The sequence below is a fragment of the Methanoregula sp. genome (assembly GCF_049690535.1).
In the GTDB taxonomy this organism is placed as follows: Archaea; Halobacteriota; Methanomicrobia; order Methanomicrobiales; family Methanospirillaceae; genus Methanoregula.
Map to the genome: position 1 here is coordinate 16346 of NZ_JBAVMX010000119.1, position 19468 is coordinate 35813.

The window sequence follows — 19468 nt, forward strand, 5'->3', positions numbered from 1 at the left end:
TGCACAACACCAAGGACCCTTTCATGATCCGATCCCACGATGTTATCCCCCCGGCGGCCCAGCCCCTTATCCGGCGGGCGGGCCCGGCCGATGTCGACGCGATCTACGCGCTCGAACTCGAAGCGTTTGTCGACGCGTGGGACAAGGTAACGTTCTCCGAGGCACTCTCCTATTACCCGACCACCTTTTTTGTAGCGGCGAGTGAGGGACAGGTCGCGGGATTTATTGTCGGGGCGCTTGAAGACACGGGAGAGAACATCTACGGCCATATCTGTAATTTTGCCGTCGGCTCCCGGTTCCAGCGGCAGGGGATCGGCCGGGCACTTGTGATCCGGCTCGAACACCAGTTTGCGCTGGAGATGGCGACCGGCTCCCAGCTCGAAGTCCGGGAGTCAAATGCTCCCGCCCAGCGGTTCTACCGGCGCCTCGGGTACGAAAATGTCTTCCAGGTCGGCGGGTATTATAAAAACGGCGAGGACGCGCTCGTGATGATGAAGTGGTTCCGGTTCTGACGGGCCGGTTTTTCACAGTATAAAAATTTCCCGGCCTCTGTCAACCTGCACGGACAACTCTCTTTGTTTGCGTATTGGTTATCGTATTCTGACCCTGCATTCAGAGGGGGAAAAATCCAAAAAAAGTACGATCGTTTCTGCCTTACCGCTTCTGTCCCCGGCCCAGTTCCTGGTGGGCGCGGGCAAGGTGCTGGGCGGCCAGCGCACCGATGAGCGAGAGTTCCCCGGCGAGCACGCCGGCCCCGATGATCTCGGCAAGTTTCTTTGCGTTTGCGCCCGGGGGCGTCCCGCCACCGGCAACACCGAGGATTCTCAGGCACTCGTTCTGGGTATCGACACCTGTCCCGCCGCCGACCGTGCCGACCGGGAGCGAGGGGAGCGTGACCGCGATGTACACCCCGTTTTCGGTCGCATCGATCGTGGTCATGCAGGTGCTGCCGTCAATCGCGTGGGCGGCGTCCTGACCGCAGGCAATGAACATCGCGGCGACGACATTTGCCGCGTGGGCATTGAAGCCCATGGATCCGGCGCGTGCGGAACCGATGAGGTTTTTCCGGTAGTTGACCTCAATTATGGTCTTTGCATCGGTCTTGAGGACTTTCTCGATGAGATCGTGGGTGAGCGCAACGCCGGCGACCACGCTGCGGCCCCGGCCCATGATGCCGTTGATCGCCGCAGGTTTTTTGTCGCTGCACATGTTGCCCGAGAGCGCGATCAGCCGGGCACCGGTGTTTTTCGCGATCTCGTCGGCAATCTTCGCACTCGCGATCGTGACCATGTTCATGCCCATCGCGTCTTTTGTATCGAATTCGAGCCTGACAAAAACGCTCGTCCCTGCGATAAAAGTAACAAGGCCGGTCATCTTCCCGTGGGTGGTGGTGGTCTGTGCTATCGCGGCAAGCTCATCTTCGTGAGCCTCGGCCCAGTCCGCGATTGTCTTCGCGTGCCCGACGCTGTCAGCGGCAAAGACCGGGGCCCGGGTCATGCCGTCGTGGAGGATCCGCACTTCTGCCCCGCCTGCTTTTGTGATGGCACTCGCACCCCGGTTAACCGAGGCGATGAGTGCGCCTTCGGTCGTCGCAAGCGGCAGCCAGAACGCACCGTTCGCATACTCGCCGTTAATGGCAAGCGGCCCGGCGACCCCGACCGGTACCTGCACGGCGCCGATCATATTCTCGCAGTTTCTCGTTGCCGCCCGGTCGACATCGATGGAGAAGATGCCGATGTTTTCTAATGTAGTCCCGGTCTCGTGCTCGATAAATTCGCGCCGTACCCGGACTGCATCGACCGGGGCGATCTGCTTTTCGAGTTCGTAGAGCCTGATTGCACCAGCCCTGAGTTTGGTATGGATCTCATCTTCTTTCTCGCGGCCGGGGCCAACCTCCGCCCCCGCCGCGTTCCGGTCCTCACCATCACCAGCCATGAATAAATGTTACACGTATACTATTATGATTGCAGTGGTTGTGGGATGACAGTCGAACAGTGGGGCGTACGGGTACCGATGCGGCAGGGCGAGCCGAACCGGCAGGCGCTCATCGGGGAAGGGGTGCTCGATGTCACGCTCAAGGTGCTGCGCGATGGCGACGGGCTCGTCTTCCCGGTGCTGGAAGAACGTGAGGGAGCAGCCCGGTACGTGTTTGAGGAGCAGCCGGGCCGCATCGAACTCCCCCGACACGAACAGGTGGGCGGGATTGCGATCATGCAGGAGAACAATCCCAAAGGAGCGGCGCTGATCCTTGCCTCCCGACCCTCGCTCCACACAGTCCTCTTCCCGACAAGCGAGGTTGCGGGGGAGTACCGGACCCGCACATACTCGGTGCTTGCCGGGACGGACACGACCCGGACGGACGTTGTCGAGCACGGGCACCGGTTCGCTGTCGATCTTGCCGGTGCCTACTTCTCGGCCCGGCTCTCGACCGAACGGCAGCGGGTTTTCGATCAGATGCAGGAGCACGAGCTCGTGCTCGACATGTTTGCCGGTGTCGGGCCGTTTGCGATCACGCTTGCCCCGCGTGCGTCGCTTGTGATGGCAGCGGACTTAAACCCGCAGGCGATCCTGCTGATGATCGAGAACATCGGGAAGAACCGGGCGGCCAACGTTATTCCCCTGCTCGTGGATGCCCGGCGGCTGGAGAAGATCCTGCCGTGGAAGTTCGACCGGATCGTGATGAACCTCCCGCTTGCCGACACGGAATTTTTACCGGAAGCGTTCCGGCTCGTCCGGCCCGGGGGCACGATCCATTTCTATTCTCTGGTGTCAACGGAAGGTGAGCACCTTGCCCGGATCAAAGAGCTGGGCGGGACACTTGTGACCGAACGCGTGGTGCGGTCGTACTCGCCCGGGCAGTGGCACGCGGTGTATGATATTGTGGCCGGGTAAGCGCAGGTGCTCTGTCCCGTGAATTTCGGGACATATTCTCGCAGTTTTAGAAAATCTGCCGGCAATACGTACCTATATCCCCTGATGGCCCAATGAGGGCATAAGAATTGCGAAGGACAGGAGCCGGAAATGGGACACAGGAGGACGGATTCAGGACAGAGATATACCTGTGCTCATCTCATCTGTGCCTATTTACTCACGAATCATATTACCCGGGCCGTCATAACCGCACGGGAGATCGCACAGTTTCATCACCTGTCATGGAAATCCTGCCGGTCAATCAGCGCCATGCTGAATTTTCTTTATACAAACCAAATCCGCGAAACCCGTTTTGGTTTTTATATACTGGGGTCAACAGCTTTTAAAAAAATTGACTATCCCCACCATTATACGATCGAGCTTATCGATCAGGCCCGGGGGATGCTCTGATGATCCCCGGCTCCCTCAACGGCCCGGTCAACGGCCCGGTAAAAAATCCCAAAGAGGGCAAAATGGCCGGTCTTTTCCTTTCTGGCTGCCACCAGCGGAATGCGTGATTGTGCCATGACCAATGCATGGGTGGAATGGTTCAGGGGAAAAAATGCGGAGGATTCGCGTTCGTATGATTTTGCCGAATCTCACCCGGTATGGAAGACGTGGTGGTTCTGGATTAGTGCTGCCGTAGTCTGCGTTTTTCTCATCTGGTTTTTCTGGCCGGGCCTGAAATAAAATCCATGGATGGTGAGAACCCGGGCGCCCGGCAGTGTCCTCACGGTGTTAGTTTGCCTGTGAGGATATCAGACAATGAAATAAACCGGGTGCACCGGGAGAATATACAAAAAAGAATAACCCGTATTAAAAAAATTATGCTGCCTTGATCAGGTGAACTTCGGTATCTGTTATTTCGCAGATAATTTCCCTGTTTCCCTTTTTTAACTGCTGGAGTTCTTTTATGATATCCTGTAACTCGTACTCCCGGTCCCGTGTTGCGATCGAATACGGCCTGTCCGGCTGCCGGTTTTCCGGGGTGATGGCAAGCAGTTCACAGGTACTGCGCTGCCGGGTTATTTTGAATTCGGAAATTTTGGCGAGATCGATGGACAGGGAATCCCCCTTGTGGTACACTCCCGTATGCCTGAATTTTACAAATACGCTCATACACATTCCTTTTCTGCTGCTCTTCCCATGGTCCCGGTTAGTTCCTTCCCTGTCACGGAGAACCGATTGCCCTCTTTGCCGGGATTGCATCCTCTTCCTTCTTCACAGCGTCCGGACTCCCATATCCCGATGGTTCCCAGTTCCGGTTAAGCGGTTCAGAGGGCTTTTCTGATTTCACCAATCCAGGCATCATCAGCGATCTTCCTGAGAGCGATTGGTCTCATCGCTCTACTGTGGTGGGCAAGAATAGGTTCAGCAGCACATATAGGTATCTGACGTACCATTACCGTCAGGTTCATGCCGTCCTCTCCTTCTCACCTCCTGTCAGTACCGGTGACGATGAAGAGTGGACTCCTGCCCCTTATCCGCCCTCTCTAAAAAATTCAGGGAACGGCTTTGTCAGGATGACAACCGGTGTACCGGCATCATCCCTGGTGACCCGTTCTCCCCGGCCGGTCGCCTTCGGGAATCACAAAAACGCTCCATACCTTCAACATGTCAGCCGCCATTGATAATGCTAGCGTAGTTGGTCGAATGAGTGGTTTTCACAGAAAAGAAGATACCGGTGCAGCAGATCCGAATGCGTTAAACCCGGATGGTACGCCGGTCTGCCGGGTAAGGCTGCCGAAAAAATGGAATAACGAGCAGTTTGCCCGTGCCGAAACAATGCAGGGGGCAAATCATATCCGTGTCCAGTGTATCGACGGGGTCTCCCGCATGGGCCGGATCAAGGGAAAGATAAAGAAGAGGCAGTGGATTCGGGAAGGCGATACTGTCCTTGTCGTCCCGTGGAGTTTCCAGGACGAGAAATGCGATATCATTTACCGGTACCTCAAGCCGCAGACCGACTGGCTGCGGAAGAACCGGTACATTTAACCGACATTTTTTTATTTTTTAGCTATCCTGCACTCTCTCATGTTGCCGTAAAGGCGTACCATTCCAGCCGTGCCCGTCATTTTTAAAACAATCCGGGAGTTTTTATCGAAACGTATATTGACATAAACAGCACCCGTCCCTACTATCCAGGTGGGATTACACCTGGGCAGCAATCAGGAGGTGGTAGACAAATGGTACGACGTTTTCACAGATCAATCTATGATGAACTCGATGAACTCAGGGCATCCATGGACTACCTGTACCAGCTTGCTCTTGAACCAGCTGATAATCCGCTGTTGCCAGAAGAAGATGATCCCGGGATCGTGTGCCAGTATGTGCACACCTTAAACGCGGAAGTCACGGAACATGACGATGAATTGACCGTGACGATGGATACGGTCCCGGGAACCGGAACTTCAAAAATTGCCGTTGCCCTGCAGGACGAAAAAACCCTGAAGATCACCTGTGACCAGGAAGATGAAAGAACAGGGGATTATGACGGGAACTGCTTGTGCGAACGAAGACTGGTGTCCCTCTCGCAGGTCATCCCACTCCCGGAGCCGGTCATGAAGGTCGGGGCGAAACTAACCCTGAAAAATGGCGTGCTCGATATCTGTCTTAAAAAAGTACAGCCGGCACCCACAAAAAACCTGTAATCACACTTTTTTTCTGCTCTTCATTGAGGGGTACACGGGGAAGGCATGCGATCATTCCCGAAAAATGTGTTTCGTGTTCTTATCCAGCCCGGGCTGCCGTGACCGTAACCTCTTTTTTATATCGCGACCAATATGTGTCGTAAGAATGGTCCACCATAAACTTCCCGCATGTCCCGTCTGCCAGCGGGAAGATACTGTTGTCATTCACGAGGATCTTGGCGAGGACGGGCATTTCTGCCTCTGCTCGGGGCCTGATGGGTGCGGCTCAACCTTTGTCCTGAATCCTGACGGCTCCCTGTCCGATATTTTCTAAATTTCTGCCACCTGGATCCCGGCGCACGGCAGGGTTCTGGTAACTGTTTGGTCTTTTTTGTCCGGGCCCCCGACAGGATTTCAAATTATTTAAATTGCAGTATACACATAGCGCAGTACATGAGCGAGAGTAAGAACCGGCAGGACCTGCGGTCTCCCCCCGGGTTAGCGTGGAGAAGACCATGAGTTCCGAGGAACGTCTCGTGGTCGCCATCATCGATGACGCGATCCATACCGAAACCCCTCATGGCAGAGCCATAAAACGGATCATCCACGGTCTCGAGGAGTTTGGCATCTTTGTCGCCGATATCGCATCACCGGCCGATGCCCGGACCGCGTATGCCAACCTCCCCTCGGTTAACTGCATCCTCATCAACTGGAACCTCGGGGACCATTCGGCCGATACGCACAAGGACACGCTGCAGCTGCTCCGCCAGATCCGCAGCGTCAACGAAGATATCCCAATCTTTTTAATGGCAGAACCTACGAGCGAGCCTCCGATATCGCTCACGGTGGAGGTCATCAAAGAGATCAGCGAGTACATCTACGTCATGGAAGATACCCCGGAATTTATCGCCGGGCGCATTAAGGCAGCGGCGAAACGATACCGGGAACGCTTGCTCCCGCCGTTTTTCGGCGAGCTGGTAAAGTTCTCGAAGGATTTTGAATATTCCTGGCACACGCCCGGCCATGCCGGCGGCACCGCGTTCCGGAAGACACCGGCAGGGCGTTTATTCTATAACTTCTTTGGCGAGCAGCTCTTCCGGTCCGATCTTTCCATATCGGTGGGAGAACTCGGGTCGCTCCTTGACCATTCGGGCCCGGTCGGTGAGGCCGAACGGTACGCAGCAAAAGTGTTCGGCGCCGACATGACCTATTTTGTTACGAACGGTACGTCCACGGCAAACAAGATCGTCTTCTTTGGCCGGGTCACCAAGGACGATGTGGTCCTCGTGGACCGGAACTGCCACAAGTCCGCAGAGCACGCCCTTACCATGACCCACTCCGTTGCCGTGTACATGATCCCGACACGGAACCGGTACGGGATCATCGGCCCGATCCCACCGGTAGAGATGACGCCAAAAGCGATAAAGGCAAAGATTGCTGCCTGCTCTCTTGCAAAAGACCTGCCGGACAAAAAACCCGTTCATGCCGTAATCACCAACTCGACCTATGATGGTCTCTGCTATCATGCAACTGAGGTGGAAGATCTGCTGGGAAAGAGCGTCGACAGTATCCACTTCGATGAAGCGTGGTACGGCTATGCCCGCTTCAACCCTCTCTACCGCGAGCGGTTTGCCATGCGGGACGGTGTGCGGGACAAGAACGGCCCGACGGTCTTTGCCACCCAGTCGACCCACAAGCTGCTTGCTGCCCTCTCGCAGGCTTCCATGATCCATGTACGAAACGGCCGGGTCCCGGTCGAGCACTCCCGGTTCAACGAGGGGTTCATGATGCACAGCTCCACCTCCCCGCTCTACACTATCATCGCATCTCTTGATGTTTCCTCAAAAATGATGGACGGGCCGTCGGGGCGGCTGCTCACGACCGAGTCCATCGAAGAAGCGATCCGGTTCCGGCGCACCATGGCCCGGATCTGGAAAGTCGTCGGAACCGGGAAGACCAAGGCAGACTGGTGGTTCCCCATGTGGCAGCCGGCAACGATCACCGACCCGAAGACAAAGAAGAAAATTGCGTTTGCCGATGCATCGATCGAAACGCTCAGGAGCACGCCCTCCTGCTGGGTACTGCACCCGGGCGAGAAATGGCACGGATTTGACAGCCTGCCGGATAATTACTGCATGCTCGACCCGATCAAAGTCACCGTGCTCACACCGGGCGTAAACGATGACGGCACGCTCGCCCCATGGGGGATCCCGGCGGCTGTTGTCGTGAAGTTCCTCGACACCCGGGGCATCATCAACGAGAAGTCTGGCGATTATTCGATCCTGTTCCTCTTCTCGATGGGGATCACGAAGGGCAAGTGGGGGACGCTTATTACCGAGCTTTTCGAGTTCAAACGGCTGTATGACGAGAACGCCCCGCTTGGGGAAGTCTTCCCGGACCTCACGGACAAATGGCCGGGCCGGTACGGCGGCATGACCCTGCAGGCACTTGTCGCCGAGATGCACGCGTTCAAAAAAGATCGCAGGATGTGCGGGCTGCTCCAGCAGGCGTTCTCGCTCCTGCCCGAGCCCGCTGTTACCTACGCGGAATCGTACCGGCAGCTGGTCAAGGATGAGGTGGAGCAGGTCCCGGTCGCAAAAGCCGAAAACCGGATCGTGGCAACAGGTATCGTTCCCTATCCCCCGGGCATCCCCCTCATGGCACCGGGTGAGCGGACCGGTCCAAAAAGCGGACCGGTCCTCCAGTATCTCCTCACCCTGCAGGAGTTTGACCGGCGCTTCCCCGGCTTTGAACACGATACCCACGGGATCGAGAGTGTCAACGGAGAGTACATGATGATTTGTCTTAAGGAGAAGAAAAAGGAGAAGAAACGATGAGTGAAGATGCAGCCGGGAAGACGAGCGGTATTCCCTCAAAAAAAGTGCTGGGCCTCTTTGCTCTGGCCATGATAAACGTTGCAGCCGTGCTGAGTATCAGGAATTTCCCCTCCATGGCAATCTATGGGTGGTCGTGCGTCGGCTGGTATGTCATCGGGGCGATCCTCTTTCTGATCCCAATATCCCTCGCCGGTGCCGAGCTCGCGACCGGGTGGCCGGAGGGTGGCGGTGTCTATGCGTGGGTCAAGCAGGCGTTCGGCGAGAAAGGGGGCTTTACCGCCCTCTTCTGCGAGTGGTCGAACAACCTCGTCTGGTTCCCGACCGTCCTCTCGTTTATCGCGTCCACGCTCGCATTTGCCCTCACACCCGGCCTCGCGGCCAACCCGTGGTACATGTTCAGCGTGATGATGATTGCCTTCTGGGGTACCACGGCCATCGCGTACTTCGGGGAAGAAATCTCGGCCAAGTTCAGTAATATCGGGGTCATCATCGGGAGCATCATCCCGGCGGTTTTAATTATCCTCCTCGGTCTCTGGTGGCTCGGGTCCGGGCAGACGCTCGTCCTCCCGCCATTCTCGCTTGGGGCAATGGTCCCGACCATTAACCTTTCCACCCTGCCGTTCTTTGCCACCATCGTCCTTTTGTTTGCCGGCATGGAGATGGCGGGATTCCATGCGCTGGAGACCCGGGACCCCCAGAAGGATTTCCCCCGGGCCATGGCACTCTCGGCATTTATCATCATCATCTGTACGGTCCTTGCCACCCTGGCAATCGCGGTCGTTATTCCTGCCGACCAGCTCAATCTTGCCTCCGGGGTCATGCAGGCCATCCAGTACTTCTTCAATGCGGCCGGGATCGCCTGGCTGGTCGGGCCTATGGCGCTCCTGATTACTCTGGGTGGTGTCGTCAACCTCGCCTCGTGGCTGATCGGGCCGGCAAAGGGCCTCGGGATCGTTGCCGAAGAAGGGAACATGCCGCCGCTCTTTGACCGCACGAACAAGTACGGGGCGCCGGTCGCGGTCCTTCTCATCCAGGCACTGATAGGCTCGGTAATTTCTCTTCTCTATGTCTTCCTCCCGTCCGTCAACCAGGCCTACTGGATCCTCTCGGCAATGACGGTCGAGCTGCTCTGTATCGTGTACATCCTGGTCTTTGCAGCGCTCATCAAACTGCGGTACAGCCAGCCTGACACGCCCCGGCCTTTTAAGATCCCGGGCGGGATTGTAGGGGTCTGGATTGTCGGCGGTCTCGGCCTCTTTGGTACTGCCCTTGCCTTTGTTGTCGGGCTCATGCCGCCAGCGTATTTCTCAAGCGGCATTACCTATGTCCTGTCTGTCCTGCTGGGCACGTTCCTCCTTGCCGTGCCTCCGCTCGTATTCCTGAAATTCAAGCACCCGGGCTGGCTTAAGAAATTCCCGAGAGGTGAAAATTCATGACCTTAAGTAAGAACGGCGAGATCGGCCTTGCGGTCTTCCTTGTCGTGATGTTCCTGTTGCCCTTCCTGATGCTCGGCGTGATCTATGGAGAGGCGCCGTACCACACGGTGGCCGGTGAACCGGTAAAGGAAGCGGCAGATGCCGCCGGTATCTCGATCGTGAGCGTGAAAGGTACGCTCTGGAACCAGACCGGGGCGATCGGCGGGAAGACCTACACTCTTACCGACCCGGAGGGCGACAATGCGATCATCGCGACACAGGCCTTTGACAGCGCAGAGTCGCGCGATGCGGCCATACGGCTCTACAATTCCCATCCACTTGGCAAGGGAAAACCGGTGGGTAACCTGCTCGTGGTCGGCCAGTACCTTGTCTACGCGACACCGTCAAACAGCCCGATCTTCGCAAAACTCGCCCCGGCATTACAGCAGGCTGCGAAAGCACAATCCTGACCTACGGGCAGAACCCTTTTTTTCGTAGCCGGCCCCGAGGCGGCCGGTTTAATCGTCAAGGTATTTCCCGAGATCGTACCGGGTGTACCAGAGGGCAAAGCCGAGGATGATGTACCCGACAAGGATCGCGGAGATGACGGTCCCCTCCCGCAGGCCCTCGATGGTACCGAATGCGGCAAACGAGATAACTGCGGCACTTGCAACAAGCGTGGAATCGAACATGACCTTGACGATCCCAAACCGTCTGTGTGTTTTTTCCGCAATGGCCCGCACGAGGCCTTCGCCCGGGTTTAAGATGACATTGGCCGTAATCTGTAAAAAGATCCCGAGTGCGAGGACGACTGAGCCCAGGAGTACTATGGCGATCTGTTCCGGGTAGATCCCCGGATTCACACCGGCAGAGAGGAACATGCCCACATCGACAAAGGTGCCGAGGAGCAGGGCGACGATGATCTGGAAGTACTGGATCTTTGGAAAAGTCCTGCCAATGATCAGAACCTCGGCGATGAAGAACAGCAGGGTGATCACGAAGGTGAACTCGCCGAACGTGACCGGGAGGGCAAGGCTGAGCACATACGGGACGCTCGAGATGGGCGATGTCCCAAGGGTCGAGCGGGTGACGAGGCTGATCCCAATGCCCATAAAAAAAAGGCCGAGAATGAGAACAAGACAGCGCTTGGCGAGTCCGGCAGACAACATTGCAGATCAGATAGTGGGTTTTGGATCCCCATTAAGGGTAGTGGCCGCTCCTGACGGTTGTGGTACGGGAATGCTCTATCATCTCCGGTAACCAAGATCGTCTCATGGCCCTCCCCCCACCGGAGACCTGCACAATTGGCGGCGTGACGCTCGCGTACCGCGAATACGGTGCCGGGTTTCCGCTCGTGCTCATCAACGGCCTCGCGTCAGCGATGGACACGTGGAACCCGCCGGTCCTTGAGAAACTTTCCCGGCATTTCCGGGTGATCGTCTTTGACAACCGGGGAACGGGGTACTCGAGTGCTTCGGGCGAGCCGTTCTCGGTCCCGCTCTTTGCGCAAGACACGGCCGGCCTGATGGCGGCTCTCGGGATTGCCCGGGCCCACGTTCTCGGGTTTTCGATGGGGGCATGCATTGCGCAGGAGCTGGCGTTCGCGTTCCCGGAGAACGTCGACCGGCTCATTCTCGTTGCCGGGGACTGTGGGGGAGCGGAAGCGGTGCGGACCGACCCGGATGTGTTTGCCCGGCTCACGGACAAGAGCGGGACGATCGAAGATGTAGTCAACCGCATGTTCCCGCTCCTCTTTCCGCCCGCGTGGCTTGCCACCAATGACCCGTTCCGGTATTGTCCTAGTGTGGAGGAGACCACGAGTACGGAGAACTCGGCCCGGCAGCTCGCGGCATTTTTATCCTGGCCCGGCTCATTCTCCCGACTCGAAAAAATCCGGTCGCAGACGCTTGTGATTGCCGGGGATGCCGATGCAGTGGTCCCGCACGAAAACTCGCGGCTGCTTGCCGGAAAAATCCCGAGTGCGGATCTTGCCATCTTCCCGGGCGCTGGCCACGGGCTGATGTACCAGTGCCCGGACCGGTTTGGCGAACGGGTGCTCGTGTTTTTACAAAAGTGACCGGGTGGCGGCCGGGAAAAAGAATGCGCCGGCCCCGACGGTTACGACTCTGGCTTGTCGTCATCAGGTTTTTTTCTTGCGCATGATCCGGGACTGGATAATGGAAAAAATGGTCCTGACCACTGATGTCCTTACTCTCCCTTGTGGCCGGGGTGTTAAAGGATTTTTCGGGTTTTTTGGAACTCCCGAGCGTCCCACCGGTGAGTCCTGTTTTGTGCAGGTTTTTTATGCCGGTACGATCTCCCGTGGTACGATCGTCCATCTCCCGGATACATGGTCCGGGTAGTTATGGGAACTGCAGACCGTGACAAGCGTGAGGTACTTCTCTTCGGTGACTACCGGCGCAATGCCGGTGAAGTGCGCCCGGATCGTGATGTTATGTGCAGAGGGGTACGCCAGCTCGTTCCCGGGAATAGTGACGGACCCGGACAAGCTGCCGGAGCCGGATTGCTCCACACCGTCGACTTCAATGGTGTATATCCATGCCGGATTTTCAAGATCCGTTTCCATGGTCACGGTATCCTCATCAGAGAACGGCTCGTCCGAGGTCAGCGCAAACGTGCCGATGGCCGACTGGCCGGAAGGAAGTGCCCCTTCCGGTCGAACGATCAGATCCCGGAGCGTGTCGCCGGCTGCAACCGATGCGGGTGGGAAGAGCAGGGCAATGGCGGGGGCGATGGTAGAAAGTGCAGTGAAGTTTTTCATGGGAACATCCTTCAATGCACATCCGTATCTTTGAAAAAGACAATAAGCATGGCGTTGAGTGAAATTTTTTTTGCAGTAATTGTGTCGGTGTTTTTCCGATAATCTGGACTTTTCCATAGGGGCGTGCATTGCGCAGGAACTGGCGCTCGCGTTCCCGGAGAAAGTCGACCGGCTCATTCTCGTTGCCGGGGACTGCGGGGGAGCCGAGGCGGTGCGGACCGACCCGGAAATTTTCTCCCGGCTCATTGACAAGAGCGGGACCATCGCAGATGTAGTAAAACGCATGTTCCCGCTCCTCTTCCTGCCCGCGTGGCTTGCCACCCACGATCCATTCAGGTATTGTCCGGAAGTACACGAGACCACGAGTACGGAGAACGCTGCACGGCAGTTGGCTGCATTCTCCACGTGGCCCGGATCGTTTTCCCGGCTTGGGGCGATCCGGTCGCGAACGATCGTGATTGCCGGGGATAAAGATGCAGTGGTCCCGCCCGAAAACTCCCGGCTGATCAGCAGCCGGATTCCCCGGCGCGGAACTTGTCACATTTCATGGCGGGGGTCACGGGCTGATGTACCAGTGCCCGGATCGGTTCAGCGAACGGGTGCTCGGGTTCCTGGAACGGTGAGAAATGGGGGGTTGATCCCGAGGATGGATCGGCACAAACCACATCTCAACGCTCCCAAATCCGGGCCCAAAATAGCCTTGGATTCCCGAGAACCTGCTCCGGGAACGCCCGTAAAACGCCCGGATTTGGGGTGCCGTAAAACACTCGAAATATTCGCCCGGATTGCGAAAATATCCGATTATATCGCTCTAAAAAGACCCCCATGATCTGGGTGAGTTTTCATTTCGACATACTAATGGTCATTTTTCCTGAGAATCGGGGCGGAAGGGGCCTCTATGGCCCATCTATAAGATCGGCCTTATTTTCGCGTATTATCCAAAAATACGGGCAATTTAAGGGTATCTTTCTTCGGGAGACCTAAAACAGCCTGGTCCGGAACGGGTTTAATGCTTCCCCAATGATCCCGAACTGGCGTTCGACGCCGAAACGAAGGAGCGGATCATTTTTGTAATCAGAAAAGTTTTTGCCGGCAACAAGCTGTCCGATCAAATCGCAGGCTTTGTGCGATATCGAAAAGATATTTACGGGTATCCTGCGGCTGCATAGAGTTCGACCTGCGTCTCTTCCAGCGATTTGCGGAAATACGGATTTCTGGATCGGGCCGGGTTCAACGAGATCGACCAAGGGGGAATCGGGGTGGGGTCTGGATGGTGATGTGTGTTCTAACCCATTTTTTCGAGAATTTTTATTCCCCGGTGATCCCGCAATGCCAGTCCTTGCTCAACGAGTTCGTTCAGGGCATGTTTAAAATCAATATCATTTTTAAGGGAAGTAAGCGTGAGAACGTCCTGTGTTGGAATCCAGTACTCTTTGCCAAATTTTTCATAAAGTTCTGTGTAGAGTTTTCTCGCATTATCGGAAATCCTTTCGTAATATCTTGAAACTGACAGGGAATCCCCCATCCTGTATCTTGCTTTTCTGTGCATCTCTCTCCACAAATCCAGTACTTCCGTGACATGGTCTTTTGTAGTTGCAGGCGCTAGGTTGAGTCGAGTAATTGCGGCTGAAAGTGTTGGAATTGCATCTCCGAGATTTTGTCTGTAAGGTACAATACCGGATCTCCGGTACTCGTCAGAAATTGCATAAACCGCCTCTGTTACGGCTTTTTCCACACTTTTTAATGGCTCGGGTTTGAGCATGAGTGAATCAAGCAGATATGCCGTGATAAATTTTTGGTTGTCTTCGAGATCCTGTTTCAGGGCACCATCAATTCCTTTGATTGATACATCATCCAAAACGATCGGAATATCAGCCATCATTTTTTCAGGGCGTAGGAACGCAAGGTTGACTTCGTCACTCTGAAGCGAGGGAAATGTTCTCTCTTTTTCTGAAAGACAATAGAAATGTTTTGAAGTTGGCCGGAGAAACTCTGCGGGCAGTATTTTCATTGGTTTTTTGAAGGCATCCCAGAGTACTTTCTTTGAGAGAACCGCTGCATTCACGCCGCCGAAATTATCTGAAAGTGGGGGAGATGAAAAAGCATACAACGCAGAACATGTAGCAATCCTTTCGGTGATATCCTCTTTTCCCCGGTAGGTTTGGGCAAAATAATTTATAATTTGGTCACGGTCGATCAATTTTTTTCTTCGGATGATCTGTTGATAATCAAAGGGCTCCCATCCTGAAACTTTCTTTAAAACATCTTTGTACCAACCCTCCCGATTTTGTAAATGCACGACATCTTCTGAACTGACTTCAACTTCAACGCAGGCATTATTGGGTGGGGGGTCGCAGGATTCAGCAAAATAATGTACATTTTTTGAAGCTTTGAAACATGGTGAAGGATTTAGGGAAAAGAATCTGCCATCTTCTGAGAGACGCTCGACAAATCCGGTATCAGGTCTATGAAAAATGAATTCCTTCTCGAACTCCGCGAATTCATATCCCCTTGACCGATCTTGTAAGGACACTCGAATCGAAATCTCCTGATTTATCTCTCGTATGCTTGCTATTAACTCATGAATGTCATATCTTTATCATAAGAGTTTTGAAATTACTCTCAAAAATGATTTTATCAATATTGATACGTATTATTTCTCAATATTTCGAATTATTGAGTTTCTTCAAAAGAAGATTCGCTAAAAAAAGAAAGCGTATTGCTTCTTCAGGAGTTATTGTGATATTTGAGTGAGTAACCACTATGTTTCAATTATTTTGAGATATGCATCATATCGTTTCCTGCAATCCTCAAGAAGATCATCATAGGTCATAATCTTGATTCCCTTACGGTATTCCATAATTTCGTTTGCTTCTGATGAGATTTTATTCCCAATGAGAAATCCCTCGACAGAGCGGTAACTTTTTGCTTTGTATTGTTTTGTAATTCGTAAATATGTCTCAAGTTGATCAATTTCCTCTTGACCTAATTCAATTGAGGGACGTTTAATCTCTAAAATCAACAATTTGTTATCTGCATCTACAACAGCAAAATCAAAGCGTTTTTTCTCAAACTCTTTGTGCCTTTTCCTCATTTCATCGCCAATGAAAGCATGTAAGGAGCGGTTTGAATGAACTAAAAAATAATTTTCATCGATGAGCCACATACTTTTTTCTAGCACTCGATGGATCGAGTTGGGCGTATCAATTTCGTAGGTTTTTTCATCATGAATCATTTGTTCAAAAGTATGGATTGTTTCTAGGCGGCTTTTAACAACGCTGGAGATTGAAGCAATTTGGAAGAGGTTCCATTGCCTCATTAGATCTGAAAGATCTTGCATCCCCTCGACATCTTCTTTTGATATTTTTTGAATCACTTCTTTGAAAGCAACACGTAAGCGTTCATTTGAACTTACAATATTTTCTCCAAGGATTTTCAACAACTCAGATAAATATCTGATATCTCCCCTTGTCGAACAAAATTTTATCAGTTCTTTGATAATCTCGGGATTATCGTTGATGAAACAAACGATTTCATCAGGAAGCTCATTATCGGATTTTATTATACCTTGAATCTCCTCTTCTGCTTTGACTTCCTCAACTTTGATTTCCACATCTCCCTCAGTTTCCCATTGTAGTTCATTCGCCCCTTTTTGGAGCATTTTTTGAACCCGAATCAAATATTCATTGTCAGGGATAGCAAACCAGTTTCGGAATCGTTTCAATCGAAGAAATTTGCGTTTTGATTCTTTTTCTTGAGCAACAACTAAATGAAGCCAACCAAATTTCCCAGATATTTTAAAAATATGCAATACATCGTTTCGTTCGCCCCACGGGGGATATTCATCTTCCGCCATTATTCCAAAATATACATTTCACACGATAAATGTTAGGATTTAATTTTTATTAGATCTTTGATACACGGTAGTTGTGTCAATTTATTGTTTGATGCCGCTCTCGCCATCGGTGGCGATCTTGCGGAACACACTCTTGACTGTCATCCCGATCTTCGCATTCTCTGAACTGCACATGATCTGCGTCGTTATCTGTGGGCCTTCATCAAGTTTCACGATCGCGAGCACGTAGGGGGTGAGCACCGGGTACTGCTTGGCCGCCGTGTGGATCACAATGAAGGTTACAACCGTGTCGGACCCGGCAAACGTATCCTCCTCCCGTCACGAATTCTTTATCAGGTTCCAACCGAAATGGCAACCTGTCTTTACCTCAGTCGTACGCGACCAGGCATTCACCTCTTTTCGCGCATCGATAAGGGAACCAGCGAAGGCGTGGAATGGACAAAAAGATCACAATCCCCGGGGAAGTCACTTTTGTGGCCGGCCTCCTTCTCGTCTCATTTGCCATATCTCTCATGGTGATCGCGGGATTCGGCATCTCGACCATCTCGTCGCTCCCCTATGTGCTCAGCTGCATTTTCAGCCAGCTCTCGTTTGGCATCTGGAACCCGGTCTTCCAGATCGGCCTGCTATTCGTGCTGCTCGCCATCACAAAGAGGTTCAAATCAGGATATGTGATCTCGATCGTCCTCTCGGTACTCTTCGGTATGATACTGGACTTCTTCACGAACGCCCTTGCCGGCCTGCCAACAGAGTTCTGGCAACGGCTCCTGTACTTTATCGCCGGCTACCCGCTCATGTGTGTCGCCATCTCCCTGATGGTGGGATCCAAGATCCCGCTGATGATAATCGACACGTTCCTCAACGACCTGACAATATACTTCCATGTCACGTACCGGAGGATCAAGACCCTGTTCGATATCATCTGCGTGGTTCTGTCCGTGATATTGTCCCTGGCCTTCCTCGGCCACCTTGAGGGTGTCGGTATAGGCACGGTCATTCTTGCATGCATCACCGGCCTTGGCGTGCATGTGGTAAACACGATGTTGAGTAAAGTGATCATCATAAAACCGTGGAGTTCAAAACTGGGCGGGATGGTAAAATGACCAGTCGATCCGGGAAGATAAGGAGGAGACCGAACGTGACACAGATGGCAGATATCACGCAAACGTGCGGGGACGTTTCCGGGAAGGTTTTGTTCCGGGACGAAGTGCGGGGGAGCGGACAATCATGATACCCTACAAAAAAATATTGATCCCCACGGACGGGACGAACGACACCCGGGCCGCCATCACGTTTGCCCTTGGAATGGGAAAGATCACCGGCGCTGAAGTCACGGCGATGTGCGTGAACGATGTCAGCAACTACGCAATCCCCTGGGATGCATCCGCCCCGGACACGGATTCGCCTCACTACCAGGCATGCGAGAAAGCAACACAAACGGTGGTGGATCTGGGGGCGCAGATGAGCGTTGAGGTCACACCCCTAGTGGTCACTGGTATCCCCCTCCGGGAAATTATCGATGCCTCGAATAATTACGATCTTATCGTTATGGGCACCGCCGGCCGTGCCGGAGTCTCCCTCATGCTTCTCGGGAGCGTGGCACAGAAGGTCATACGGTTTGCGTCCTGCCCGGTGCTCGTTATCCGCGGCGATCAACCGGGCGGCCTCGCGTGTCACAGGATCCTGATCCCCACGGACGGGACCTCCATCACCCGGACCGCCATCACGCACGGGCTTGAGATGGCCCGGGCATTCAATGCCGAAGTGACCGCGCTCTCCGTGAGCACCGTACGGAGCATACCGATCTCTCTTGGAGGAAATGACGAACAATTTACCCCGGATTACTGCCAGACCGCCGTAGATTCTGTGGCCGATATGGGCCGGAGGCTTGGCATTGTGGTAAAACCCACGGTCGTCGCGGGGTCTGTCGCAAATGAGATCATTAGGGCTTCAACCGGTCATGACCTTCTTGTCATGGGTACGAACGGCCGCACCGGCTTTGAGTACCTGCGCCTCGGGAGCGTGGCCGAGAAGACGGTCCGGCATGCCCGGTGCCCGGTGCTCGTGGTGCGTGCACCCGAAACAATGCACCCGAAGATCTGATCCAGACCTTTGGGGAACCGGTCTGCCGGGAAGTTGTAAACGGCCTCCACTCTCCATATCATTCATTAAGAGGAAAACAGCCGGTTCTCCCGGTAAAAAAAAGAAAATTTCATTCCACCGGCACAAACTTCGTGCCGTAGTGGATGATCCCGCTCTCGCCATCGGTGGCGATCTTGCGGAACACGCTTTTGACCTTCATCCCGATCTTCGCTTTTGCCGGGTCCATGACGATCTGCGTCGTGATCTGTGGGCCTTCGTCAAGCTTCACAATCGCGAGCACGTAGGGGGTGAGCATCGAGTACTGCTCGGCCGCCGTGTGGATCACGGTGAATGTGACGACCGTTCCCTCGCCCTTAAACTTGTGCTCGACAATTTTCCCGGCCCGACGGCAGTCGGGGCAGAAGGTCCGGGGCGGGAAGAAGTGCCTGCCGCACGTCTCGCATTTCGTTCCCACCATGTTGTACCGCTGGGGGAGATGTCTCCAGAACCGTGCAACCGTCATGATTATACCCTCCCGAGAATGTGAACGGCAACCGTCGCGCCGGTCCCGCCCACGTTGTGCGTCATGCCGATCCTTGCGCCGTCGACCTGGCGCTTGCCGGCCGTACCGCGGAGCTGCTGGACAATCTCGCAGACCTGCTTGATGCCGGTCGCACCGACCGGGTGGCCGCAGGACTTGAGGCCGCCGCTGGTGTTCACCGGGATCTTCCCGCCAAGAGCGGTTTCGCCGTCAGCGGTGAACTTGCCGGCCTCTCCTTTCTTGCAGAAGCCGAGGTCTTCGATGGCGCAGATCTCTGCGATCGAGAAGCAGTCGTGCACCTCGACCATGTTGATGTCCTTGTGGGTCAGGTGCGCCATCTTAAAGGCACGCTGGCCGGCCGCAACGGTCGCGTCCAGCGTCGAGATGTCGCGCCGGTCGTGCAGCGCGATCGTGT

General features: G+C 54.4%; 23 protein-coding genes and 1 pseudogene. 12 read left to right on the forward strand and 12 right to left on the reverse strand.

The features are described from left to right. Window positions 1-23: 23 nt before the first annotated feature. Window positions 24-512: a ribosomal protein S18-alanine N-acetyltransferase gene (gene rimI / locus WCE46_RS09405; RefSeq protein WP_424733446.1), complete on the forward strand. Its 489-nt coding sequence runs from the start codon at window positions 24-26 to the stop codon at window positions 510-512. 142 nt (window positions 513-654) lie between these two features. Here the strand turns inward: rimI and hmgA are convergent, their stop codons facing one another. After that, on the reverse strand, window positions 655-1935 hold the full coding sequence (gene hmgA, locus WCE46_RS09410) for a hydroxymethylglutaryl-CoA reductase (NADPH) (protein WP_424733447.1): 1281 nt from the start codon (window positions 1933-1935) through the stop codon (window positions 655-657). A 45-nt stretch (window positions 1936-1980) separates the two neighbouring features. On the opposite strand from hmgA, the gene WCE46_RS09415 reads away from it, so the two are divergent. Next, on the forward strand, window positions 1981-2892 hold the full coding sequence (locus tag WCE46_RS09415; RefSeq protein WP_424733448.1) for a class I SAM-dependent methyltransferase: 912 nt from the start codon (window positions 1981-1983) through the stop codon (window positions 2890-2892). Window positions 2893-3299: 407 nt separating this feature from the next. On the opposite strand, the gene WCE46_RS09420 is transcribed toward WCE46_RS09415, so the two are convergent. From WCE46_RS09420 to WCE46_RS09430, 3 genes are all read right to left on the reverse strand, one after another. Next, window positions 3300-3437 carry a hypothetical protein gene (locus WCE46_RS09420; protein ID WP_424733449.1) on the reverse strand — a complete coding sequence of 46 codons (138 nt, stop codon included), beginning with the start codon at window positions 3435-3437 and terminating at the stop codon, window positions 3300-3302. A gap of 298 nt (window positions 3438-3735) precedes the next feature. Further along, window positions 3736-4029: a hypothetical protein gene (locus tag WCE46_RS09425; RefSeq protein ID WP_424733450.1), complete on the reverse strand. Its 294-nt coding sequence runs from the start codon at window positions 4027-4029 to the stop codon at window positions 3736-3738. A 52-nt stretch (window positions 4030-4081) separates the two neighbouring features. Then, on the reverse strand, window positions 4082-4222 hold the full coding sequence (locus WCE46_RS09430) for a hypothetical protein (RefSeq protein ID WP_424733451.1): 141 nt from the start codon (window positions 4220-4222) through the stop codon (window positions 4082-4084). 341 nt (window positions 4223-4563) lie between these two features. Here WCE46_RS09430 and eif1A point away from each other — a divergent pair, with 341 nt between their 5' ends. The 6 genes from eif1A to WCE46_RS09460 all read left to right on the forward strand — a co-directional run bounded on the left by eif1A (window position 4564) and on the right by WCE46_RS09460 (window position 10262). Further along, complete coding sequence (eif1A, locus tag WCE46_RS09435) at window positions 4564-4905, forward strand: translation initiation factor eIF-1A (protein ID WP_424733453.1); 342 nt, start codon at window positions 4564-4566, stop codon at window positions 4903-4905. A gap of 191 nt (window positions 4906-5096) precedes the next feature. Further along, on the forward strand, window positions 5097-5561 hold the full coding sequence (locus WCE46_RS09440) for an Hsp20/alpha crystallin family protein (RefSeq protein ID WP_424733454.1): 465 nt from the start codon (window positions 5097-5099) through the stop codon (window positions 5559-5561). Between the two features lie 145 nt (window positions 5562-5706). Further along, window positions 5707-5874, forward strand: a complete 168-nt coding sequence (locus WCE46_RS09445) for a hypothetical protein (protein ID WP_424733455.1) — start codon at window positions 5707-5709, stop codon at window positions 5872-5874. A gap of 181 nt (window positions 5875-6055) precedes the next feature. After that, the gene (locus WCE46_RS09450) at window positions 6056-8377 is read left to right on the forward strand and encodes an Orn/Lys/Arg decarboxylase N-terminal domain-containing protein (protein WP_424733456.1); all 2322 of its coding nucleotides are present in this window, start codon (window positions 6056-6058) and stop codon (window positions 8375-8377) included. Beyond that, window positions 8374-9813 carry an amino acid permease gene (locus WCE46_RS09455; protein ID WP_424733457.1) on the forward strand — a complete coding sequence of 480 codons (1440 nt, stop codon included), beginning with the start codon at window positions 8374-8376 and terminating at the stop codon, window positions 9811-9813. The genes WCE46_RS09450 and WCE46_RS09455 overlap by 4 nt, the downstream gene beginning before the upstream one ends. Further along, window positions 9810-10262: a hypothetical protein gene (locus WCE46_RS09460; protein WP_424733458.1), complete on the forward strand. Its 453-nt coding sequence runs from the start codon at window positions 9810-9812 to the stop codon at window positions 10260-10262. The genes WCE46_RS09455 and WCE46_RS09460 overlap by 4 nt, the downstream gene beginning before the upstream one ends. A 48-nt stretch (window positions 10263-10310) precedes the next feature. On the opposite strand, the gene WCE46_RS09465 is transcribed toward WCE46_RS09460, so the two are convergent. Beyond that, the gene (locus tag WCE46_RS09465) at window positions 10311-10961 is read right to left on the reverse strand and encodes a YczE/YyaS/YitT family protein (RefSeq protein WP_424733459.1); all 651 of its coding nucleotides are present in this window, start codon (window positions 10959-10961) and stop codon (window positions 10311-10313) included. 104 nt (window positions 10962-11065) lie between these two features. Here WCE46_RS09465 and WCE46_RS09470 point away from each other — a divergent pair, with 104 nt between their 5' ends. Then, a complete protein-coding gene (locus WCE46_RS09470) occupies window positions 11066-11869 on the forward strand; it encodes an alpha/beta fold hydrolase (protein WP_424733460.1) in 804 nt (267 codons plus the stop codon). A 225-nt stretch (window positions 11870-12094) separates the two neighbouring features. Here the strand turns inward: WCE46_RS09470 and WCE46_RS09475 are convergent, their stop codons facing one another. Further along, a complete protein-coding gene (locus tag WCE46_RS09475; RefSeq protein ID WP_424733461.1) occupies window positions 12095-12574 on the reverse strand; it encodes a hypothetical protein in 480 nt (159 codons plus the stop codon). Window positions 12575-12653: 79 nt separating this feature from the next. Here WCE46_RS09475 and WCE46_RS09480 point away from each other — a divergent pair, with 79 nt between their 5' ends. Beyond that, window positions 12654-13403: an alpha/beta fold hydrolase gene (locus WCE46_RS09480; protein ID WP_424733462.1), complete on the forward strand. Its 750-nt coding sequence runs from the start codon at window positions 12654-12656 to the stop codon at window positions 13401-13403. A 151-nt stretch (window positions 13404-13554) separates the two neighbouring features. Here the strand turns inward: WCE46_RS09480 and WCE46_RS09485 are convergent, their stop codons facing one another. From WCE46_RS09485 to WCE46_RS09500, 4 genes and pseudogenes are all read right to left on the reverse strand, one after another. After that, window positions 13555-13686, reverse strand: a complete 132-nt coding sequence (locus WCE46_RS09485; protein ID WP_424733463.1) for a hypothetical protein — start codon at window positions 13684-13686, stop codon at window positions 13555-13557. A 173-nt stretch (window positions 13687-13859) separates the two neighbouring features. Continuing rightward, window positions 13860-15107 (reverse strand): hypothetical protein, encoded by a 1248-nt coding sequence (locus tag WCE46_RS09490; RefSeq protein ID WP_424733465.1) that lies wholly within the window; start codon window positions 15105-15107, stop codon window positions 13860-13862. Between the two features lie 228 nt (window positions 15108-15335). After that, a complete protein-coding gene (locus WCE46_RS09495; RefSeq protein ID WP_424733467.1) occupies window positions 15336-16430 on the reverse strand; it encodes a hypothetical protein in 1095 nt (364 codons plus the stop codon). 81 nt (window positions 16431-16511) lie between these two features. Next, window positions 16512-16706 (reverse strand): annotated as a pseudogene (locus WCE46_RS09500) (Zn-ribbon domain-containing OB-fold protein); the annotation flags it as partial. Window positions 16707-16864: 158 nt separating this feature from the next. On the opposite strand from WCE46_RS09500, the gene WCE46_RS09505 reads away from it, so the two are divergent. After that, window positions 16865-17533 (forward strand): DUF6198 family protein, encoded by a 669-nt coding sequence (locus WCE46_RS09505; RefSeq protein WP_424733468.1) that lies wholly within the window; start codon window positions 16865-16867, stop codon window positions 17531-17533. Window positions 17534-17657: 124 nt separating this feature from the next. Then, window positions 17658-18533: a universal stress protein gene (locus WCE46_RS09510; RefSeq protein WP_424733469.1), complete on the forward strand. Its 876-nt coding sequence runs from the start codon at window positions 17658-17660 to the stop codon at window positions 18531-18533. A 109-nt stretch (window positions 18534-18642) separates the two neighbouring features. On the opposite strand, the gene WCE46_RS09515 is transcribed toward WCE46_RS09510, so the two are convergent. Together WCE46_RS09515 and WCE46_RS09520 are read right to left on the reverse strand one after the other, a co-directional pair. Continuing rightward, on the reverse strand, window positions 18643-19035 hold the full coding sequence (locus WCE46_RS09515; protein ID WP_424733470.1) for a Zn-ribbon domain-containing OB-fold protein: 393 nt from the start codon (window positions 19033-19035) through the stop codon (window positions 18643-18645). Between the two features lie 2 nt (window positions 19036-19037). Next, the coding region (locus tag WCE46_RS09520; RefSeq protein ID WP_424733471.1) for a thiolase C-terminal domain-containing protein at window positions 19038-19468 on the reverse strand (431 nt) is incomplete at its 5' end.

Coding starts and splice junctions, on each gene's coding strand:
- rimI (WP_424733446.1), top strand. CDS start 24: ATGATCCGATCCCACGATGTTATCCCCCCGGCGGCCCAGCCCCTTATC.
- hmgA (WP_424733447.1), bottom strand. CDS start 1,935: ATGGCTGGTGATGGTGAGGACCGGAACGCGGCGGGGGCGGAGGTTGGC.
- WCE46_RS09415 (WP_424733448.1), top strand. CDS start 1,981: ATGACAGTCGAACAGTGGGGCGTACGGGTACCGATGCGGCAGGGCGAG.
- WCE46_RS09420 (WP_424733449.1), bottom strand. CDS start 3,437: ATGGCACAATCACGCATTCCGCTGGTGGCAGCCAGAAAGGAAAAGACC.
- WCE46_RS09425 (WP_424733450.1), bottom strand. CDS start 4,029: ATGAGCGTATTTGTAAAATTCAGGCATACGGGAGTGTACCACAAGGGG.
- WCE46_RS09430 (WP_424733451.1), bottom strand. CDS start 4,222: ATGATGCCTGGATTGGTGAAATCAGAAAAGCCCTCTGAACCGCTTAAC.
- eif1A (WP_424733453.1), top strand. CDS start 4,564: ATGAGTGGTTTTCACAGAAAAGAAGATACCGGTGCAGCAGATCCGAAT.
- WCE46_RS09440 (WP_424733454.1), top strand. CDS start 5,097: ATGGTACGACGTTTTCACAGATCAATCTATGATGAACTCGATGAACTC.
- WCE46_RS09445 (WP_424733455.1), top strand. CDS start 5,707: ATGGTCCACCATAAACTTCCCGCATGTCCCGTCTGCCAGCGGGAAGAT.
- WCE46_RS09450 (WP_424733456.1), top strand. CDS start 6,056: ATGAGTTCCGAGGAACGTCTCGTGGTCGCCATCATCGATGACGCGATC.
- WCE46_RS09455 (WP_424733457.1), top strand. CDS start 8,374: ATGAGTGAAGATGCAGCCGGGAAGACGAGCGGTATTCCCTCAAAAAAA.
- WCE46_RS09460 (WP_424733458.1), top strand. CDS start 9,810: ATGACCTTAAGTAAGAACGGCGAGATCGGCCTTGCGGTCTTCCTTGTC.
- WCE46_RS09465 (WP_424733459.1), bottom strand. CDS start 10,961: ATGTTGTCTGCCGGACTCGCCAAGCGCTGTCTTGTTCTCATTCTCGGC.
- WCE46_RS09470 (WP_424733460.1), top strand. CDS start 11,066: ATGGCCCTCCCCCCACCGGAGACCTGCACAATTGGCGGCGTGACGCTC.
- WCE46_RS09475 (WP_424733461.1), bottom strand. CDS start 12,574: ATGAAAAACTTCACTGCACTTTCTACCATCGCCCCCGCCATTGCCCTG.
- WCE46_RS09495 (WP_424733467.1), bottom strand. CDS start 16,430: ATGGCGGAAGATGAATATCCCCCGTGGGGCGAACGAAACGATGTATTG.
- WCE46_RS09505 (WP_424733468.1), top strand. CDS start 16,865: ATGGACAAAAAGATCACAATCCCCGGGGAAGTCACTTTTGTGGCCGGC.
- WCE46_RS09510 (WP_424733469.1), top strand. CDS start 17,658: ATGATACCCTACAAAAAAATATTGATCCCCACGGACGGGACGAACGAC.
- WCE46_RS09515 (WP_424733470.1), bottom strand. CDS start 19,035: ATGACGGTTGCACGGTTCTGGAGACATCTCCCCCAGCGGTACAACATG.